This is a genomic window from Streptomyces sp. NPDC107517, from assembly GCF_055582645.1.
Window position 1 is genome coordinate 25,083 of sequence record NZ_JBVJPM010000047.1, and the last position, 6,000, is coordinate 31,082.

Consider the following 6,000-nt stretch of genomic DNA (forward strand, 5'->3'; position numbering starts at 1 on the left):
TATGGCGACGGCGAACGGACACGTAGGGCCCAGTAGCGCTCAGGGCTGGATCCAACGCGAGGGGCGGCGGTCCGCCGGCGGCGTTCCATCAGTCCGTCGCGGCTCCGAGCCGGCTGCGCCCTCACATCCGGCAGAAAATAGTAGCCATGGACATAGTAGCCATGTACTCTATTTGCTATGAGCAAGGGTTCACCGGGCCCCACGCCCGGCTTCCTCGTATGGCGGCTCGCCAACAAATGGCGGGTCGCAGTCGATCGCGCGGTGGCTCCGCTGGGCCTCACCCACGCGCAGTACTCACTGGTCGCCTCACTGCACGGCATGCAGCGCGCCGGCGAGCGGCCCAGCCAACGCCAACTCGCCGACCACACCGGCCTCGAGGCGCTCTACGTCTCGAAGCTGGCGCGCGCCCTGGAGTCGGCGCGCCTGATCGAGCGCAACCGCGATCCCCGCGACCCGCGCGCCGTGCAGCTCGCCCTCACCGAGCAGGGCCAGACCGTCACGCGGCGAGCCATCGCGGTTGTCCAGGAACTGCATCAGCAATTGCTGGAGCCGCTCGGCGGCCTCGACGCCCCGCGGACGCATGCATTCACCAACGAACTGACGACCCTGCTCACCGCACCTCTCGCTCCATCCCTACCGAACGACGAGAGCACTCAGGGGACAACACCATGACCACCACCGCACCCGTCGCCAACGCCCGCGACCTCGGCCTGGCCCACTACGCCGCCCGCGGCGTTCTGGAGCACGTCCTGGCCCGGCACGGCATCACCTTCCAGCAGCAGATCGCCCTGCGCGCCGCCGTCACCGCAGACGCCCCGCAGACGCCGGCCGATCTCGTCACCCAGATCCGCGGCTCCCTCAAAGCCGATCCGGCCGACATCCGCGCCGCTCTCGACGAGCTGCTGGCCAAGCAGCTGCTCGTCTCGGAGGGCGCGCACCTTCGCCCTGCGGCTGCAGGGCATGAGCTGATCGCCGCCGTCAGCGCGGAGACAGCCCCCATCACCGCCCGCATCTGGGGCGGGATACCCGCCGAGGACCTGGCCGCTGCCGGCCGCGTCCTCGCCCTGGTCACTGAGCGCGCCAACGCGGAGCTTGCAACGCTCACCGCCTGACCACCCTGCCACCCGATCGAGCCGACCGAGGACCGACCGGGACACCGCCGAAGGCGGGTGAGGTAGCTGAGGAAGCGCGCGGATGGCCCGGCTTCCCATCCCTGACTTGGGCCCGGCTGGTACGAGCAGCGGCCCAGGACTGGTGGGCCCCAATGGGCCTAATCACACGGCTAGTTGAGGCGTAGCAAGGAACCGCCACGGACAGCGGCACCGCAAGGACCAACGGGTGCGCCGTTGTTGGCACGTCATCGGGCCAAGTCACCCAGCATCCCCCACTGGCTACGTGGACGATCAGTGGGTGGAACGGTGGGCGACCCTTTACCTGGAAGGCGCGCGACGGCTGCCCGGCTCCCGGCCGCGGCGGGCGGGTAGCCGATCTCAGCTTTGGGACGTAGTCGAGTTCGGTGCTGTCTTCGAGGGAGACGAGGTCGCTGGCTCTTCAGTCGCTGCTCACACCGCCACCACCGCCCGCCGGCAGGGAGGGTCTCCTGCATTTTGGGGTGACAGGTCAACCTGTCACCCAACGCTGGAGCAGACCCGACTTGGCTGACTCCATCCCTCGTCGGACCGCAGAAGGAACCCCTGCCGGTCGGCACTCGGGCGGCCTACCACGTGCAGCTCATCTACACCGTGGCGAGCACTACGCCCCTGCCGGAGACTCCGAGCCGGCAGACCGACGACACCGAGCCCCCGCCTGGAGAAGACCCGGCGCAGTCCGCCGGATAGCAGTCACGGTGATCAGTGACCGGAGGGTTCAGGGAGCGACGGAAACCTGTCACGTGGCACCAACACGCTTGTTTCAACGGGGAATTGCGTTGGAATTCAGGAATGGGGAATCGGGACCATCATGCCGCGACCCGGCGGGGTAGCCCGCCCCCGGAACCGGGGGTAGATGTGGACGCACGGGACAGCGCATCAGTACCGTCCGAGCAACCACCTCCGCAGCCACCACCTCCCCCGTACCCCTCGTCCCCACCACTTCCCCCGCAGTCGCTGCGCCTCTGGCCACCGCCGGCGCCACCGCCAGCGGGCAGTCGGGCGTCCCAGGCGGCTAGAGCACTCGTCCGGTTGATCAGCTCCAGTCGCTGGTAGTGGCGTTGGGGTGTCTTGGCACTGGTCACGGTGCTCGTCGCCGGTCTGATGACCTTTGTGCTCTGGCCACATGAGAAGACGCCCCCGCAACTGGCCTCGTCAGCCACGAAGAGCTTGCGCGCCTGGCGCGGGGTCACCTATGCGGGGACCACGGTGGACGGCAACAGCGCGATCATGGGCTTCCGTCTGACGGTCGCCCGCGACGGCACTGCGTACGGAACCCTGAGTCGCGACTCGGGGGCCTACGCGGAACTCGCCGTGAGCCCCAAGCGAACCCTTGTGCGCGGCAACAGCCAGTGGTGGTTCGAGCACGAGCCAGGCAGCGCCGAAGTGCTGGCCAACACCTGGGTGGCCGACCCGCCGCAAGGGGTGATCGGCCTGGCCGAGCTGTCCCGGATGACTCCGACGGCTCTCGCCGACGCCCTCTCGGGCAAGGGGTCCGTCCGAGCGGCCGTCCAAGTGGCGCCAGAACGGGGCCATGTCGGTGAACGGCCGTCCGACGAAGGTGCTGGCCGACGGAACCCTACGCATCGTGGTGAGTGCGTCCCCTCCATACCGGCCGCTCTCGATCGGCCTGCCGGGTTCCGCTGGATCTCAAGGAACCGGCACACCCGAACCTGCGCCGGACTCATCGGATGCGCGCGCTGCCGTCTTCCGCTCGAGCCCGCAGGACGGTGCCGCACGGTCCGCGGGCCATGTGCAGTCCGCAGGTCATGCGCCGGCGACGGCCGGTGAGCCCGCGCCCTCCCCGGCCCTGTCGTCCGCGGTCAGCGAGCCTGACGCGGCCCAGGTGAAGAGCACAACGGAGAACGGACGCCGGGTCGATACCTCGAACGAGCAGGCCGAACCGCTGAGCGAACGTGTGGCGGCCCAGTCGGACGTGTCCGTACAGCTCACGTCATCGTTCTGTAGCACTCCGAGCTGCCCGGCCACCGTAAACGTGACCAACCAGGGCACCGCCCCGGCCAGCGGCACGGTGATAGTGACCGTAGCCGGACAGACGCCATTGAACAGTCCTGTTTCCTTGCCTCCCGGCGGAAGCCGCACGCTGACGGCAACGGCGACGAATACGGCACCGCCCGGCCAGACGATCCAGGTTAACTGGTCCGCGGTCTTCTACGCAGCGAGCGTCATGGGCGACGATCCGGCGCTCGTCAAACGGCTGATGGGCCGCGGCTTCCAGCTCAGCAAGCCACTGGGCGACCAGCGGTCCAACGACAGCAAGAGCAAGCCCGTCCTTCAGCTCCTCGACGCCTTGACGACCGACATCGGTCCGCGGACCAGCCCCGAAGTCCGCAAGCGCCGACTCGACAATGTCGGCAAGACGGTGGCCAATCTGGAGCAGGAGTAGGCCGTGTTTTAGAACTGGGGCCCGTGTCTCGCCTCGTGCCGTGATGATCTCGGTGTGGGGCGAGGGGATCTTTCAGATGACCAGTGGGCGGTCCTGGGGCCGTTGTTGCCGGTCGCGGTGTTGGGCAGGCCGTCGCTGCGGCGACGTCGGTTGATTGATGGGATCCGCTGGCGGGTGCGGACCGGTGCTCCGTGGCGGGATCTGCCGGCGGAGTACGGTCCGTGGCAGACGGTCTATGGGCTCTTTCGCCGCTGGCAGCGCGAAGGCGTCTGGGCCTCGGTGCTGACCGGGTTACAGGCCCGGGCGGATGCAGCCGGGCTGATCACCTGGGAGGTGAACGTCGACTCCACGATCTGCCGGGCCCATCAGCATGCGGCCGGTGCCCGACGGGACGGCCAGGCCCAGAAGGAACCGCCGGGCGGCCATCAGGTTGAGCCTGACGACCACGGCCTGGGTCGGTCCCGTGGCGGCTGGACGACGAAGATTCATCTGGCCTGCGAACAAGGGCAGAAGCCATTATCGCTGCTGGTCACAGCAGGTCAACGGGGAGACAGCCCGCAGTTCACGGCCGTGCTGGAAGCCATCCGGGTTCCTCGTGTTGGCTTGGGCCGACCCCGGGTCCGTCCCTTGCTCGTGCGGGGTGACAAGACACCCCATGCAGCTATCGGGTCAAGCACCCGCGGCGAGTGGTGATGCTTTCGGTGGGGCGAATGCGATCGCCTCGTTGAACCTTTGGCGGGTGGTCAGGCAGTGGTGGAGCTGGCCGAGCATGCGGTTGAACAGGTGCCGGAGAGCCGCGTAGTAGCGATCGCCGGTCTCCCTTCGGCGGTTGTAGTGGTCGTGTGCGCCAATTGACGCAGTGAGCGCGGCGAAAGCCCAGTGCCGGCCGGTTGCGGCCAGACGGCTGTTCTTTATCCTGCGGTGGCTGACGCGGCGGCTTTTGCCGGACTCGCGCGTCACGGGGGCACTTCCGGCGTAAGCCTTCAAATCGCGGGCTGTGTCGAACCGGGTGCTGTCGTCCCCAATCTCGGCGAGGAGCCGAGCGCCGGTCAGCGCGGCGAGACCCGGGAAGCTCGTGATGATCTCCGCGTCGGGGTGCTGCAGGAAGAGCTCCTCGGTGGCGCTCGCAAGTTCATCACAGGCCTTGCAAGCGGCTTCGAGCTGGGCGAGCAAGGCAAGGGTTTGGTGTCCCATCGCCGTTTCCACCAAAGCTGGCTGACGAAGCCAGGTCCGGCGGAACACCTCGAGCAGGCGGTCGGTCTCGGCCTCGATCCGGCGCTGGCGGCCGGACTGTCTGACGACGGCTTTGAGCTTACTGCGGGCGAGCTTCGCGGCTTGGGCCGGTGTGGGAGCGATCGCCAGGATCGCTCGAGCCTCTCGTGCCAGTAGCTTCTCGCGCTTGTCGGCGAACGCTTCAAGGACTGCCGGGTAGTACTCGCGCAGGTGCGAGCGCAGGCGGTTGTGGGCACGGGTGCGGTCCCAGACGGCGTCCTGCTGGGCTCTGGCGAGGACGGCGATCGCCTTGACCAGCTCAGTGTCGCCCGGCAGGGGACGGTGAAGCTCTGCGTCGGTCCGTAGGATGTTTGCCAGGACGACGGCGTCTTGGGGGTCGGACTTTTTGCGGGAGACGGAGTGCCGGTCCCGGTAGCGGGCCACGGCCATTGGGTTGATCGCGAACACTTGGCGCCCGGAGGCCCGCAGACAGGCCACCATCAGTCCACGAGAGGTCTCGATCGCGATCGGGATCGGGATCGGGATCGGGATCGGATCGTCGGGAGTGTCGCCGTGTTCGGCGAGCAGACGGACCAGGTCCTGGAAGCCCGCCGCATCATCGCTGACCCTGAGCTTGCCGAGCAGGCGGGCGTCGGAGTCGACCACCGCCACGTCATGATGGTCTTCGGCCCAGTCAATTCCGCAGGTCTCCTGCATGCACACCTCTTTCCGATACGTCGCTGTCCGCCGGCGTCGAGCCGCGGCAGGACCACGCGGCCACCGAATAGAAGCGCTCGCCGGCGCACCACCCCATCAGCCGTCCGTGGTCCCAGCTGTTCTCAGGGTCCTCGCTCTCGTGAAGAGCTCCGCGACTCCGGCTGATCAAGAGGTGGCCCTGGGAACGGCTCGAACCACGGCACGCTACGGCGGTCGAGTCCCAAGCGGCAGGGGTCGCGCATGCGTCGCTCTTGTCGAAGCACTCAAAGCGCGGCATACAGCAAGACGTCTCGCTCGACCCCTGCCCAGAGCTGATCCAACTCCCAGCCCTCAACGCCTATTAGGCGTATTCATCGCGCGCGAACCGTGCCTATCTGCGACGGCGCGGGATCCGTTGCACGATCCCGGTACCGGCCGACCAGGTCACGTCCGCTGGAGTGGTGTATTGACGGCCACTCGGTGATCTCGTTTTGAGGCTATGCGGTGAGTTCCGTGGGCAGGTCGGTCTCGCTGGTT

4 protein-coding genes and 1 pseudogene are annotated in these 6,000 nt (G+C 67.8%); 4 read left to right on the top strand and 1 reads right to left on the bottom strand.

The features are described 5' to 3' along the window. The first annotated feature begins 177 nt into the window (after positions 1 to 177). The 4 genes and pseudogenes from ACZ67T_RS43100 to ACZ67T_RS43115 form a co-directional block, all read left to right on the top strand. Entirely contained in the window at positions 178 to 672 is a 495-nt protein-coding gene (locus ACZ67T_RS43100; RefSeq protein ID WP_469992145.1) for a MarR family winged helix-turn-helix transcriptional regulator, read from the top strand. Then, positions 669 to 1,112 (top strand): MarR family transcriptional regulator, encoded by a 444-nt coding sequence (locus ACZ67T_RS43105; protein WP_469992147.1) that lies wholly within the window; start codon positions 669 to 671, stop codon positions 1,110 to 1,112. The genes ACZ67T_RS43100 and ACZ67T_RS43105 overlap by 4 nt, the downstream gene beginning before the upstream one ends. Before the next feature lie 1,570 nt (positions 1,113 to 2,682). After that, complete coding sequence (locus ACZ67T_RS43110) at positions 2,683 to 3,555, top strand: hypothetical protein (protein ID WP_469992148.1); 873 nt, start codon at positions 2,683 to 2,685, stop codon at positions 3,553 to 3,555. A gap of 54 nt (positions 3,556 to 3,609) precedes the next feature. After that, a pseudogene (locus tag ACZ67T_RS43115) lies at positions 3,610 to 4,203 on the top strand (IS5 family transposase); the annotation flags it as partial. 21 nt (positions 4,204 to 4,224) lie between these two features. On the opposite strand, the gene ACZ67T_RS43120 reads toward ACZ67T_RS43115, so the two are convergent. Next, a complete protein-coding gene (locus tag ACZ67T_RS43120) occupies positions 4,225 to 5,484 on the bottom strand; it encodes an IS110 family RNA-guided transposase (protein WP_469992150.1) in 1,260 nt (419 codons plus the stop codon). Positions 5,485 to 6,000 lie beyond the last annotated feature (516 nt).

Coding starts and splice junctions, on each gene's coding strand:
- ACZ67T_RS43100 (WP_469992145.1), top strand. CDS start 178: ATGAGCAAGGGTTCACCGGGCCCCACGCCCGGCTTCCTCGTATGGCGG.
- ACZ67T_RS43105 (WP_469992147.1), top strand. CDS start 669: ATGACCACCACCGCACCCGTCGCCAACGCCCGCGACCTCGGCCTGGCC.
- ACZ67T_RS43110 (WP_469992148.1), top strand. CDS start 2,683: ATGTCGGTGAACGGCCGTCCGACGAAGGTGCTGGCCGACGGAACCCTA.
- ACZ67T_RS43120 (WP_469992150.1), bottom strand. CDS start 5,484: ATGCAGGAGACCTGCGGAATTGACTGGGCCGAAGACCATCATGACGTG.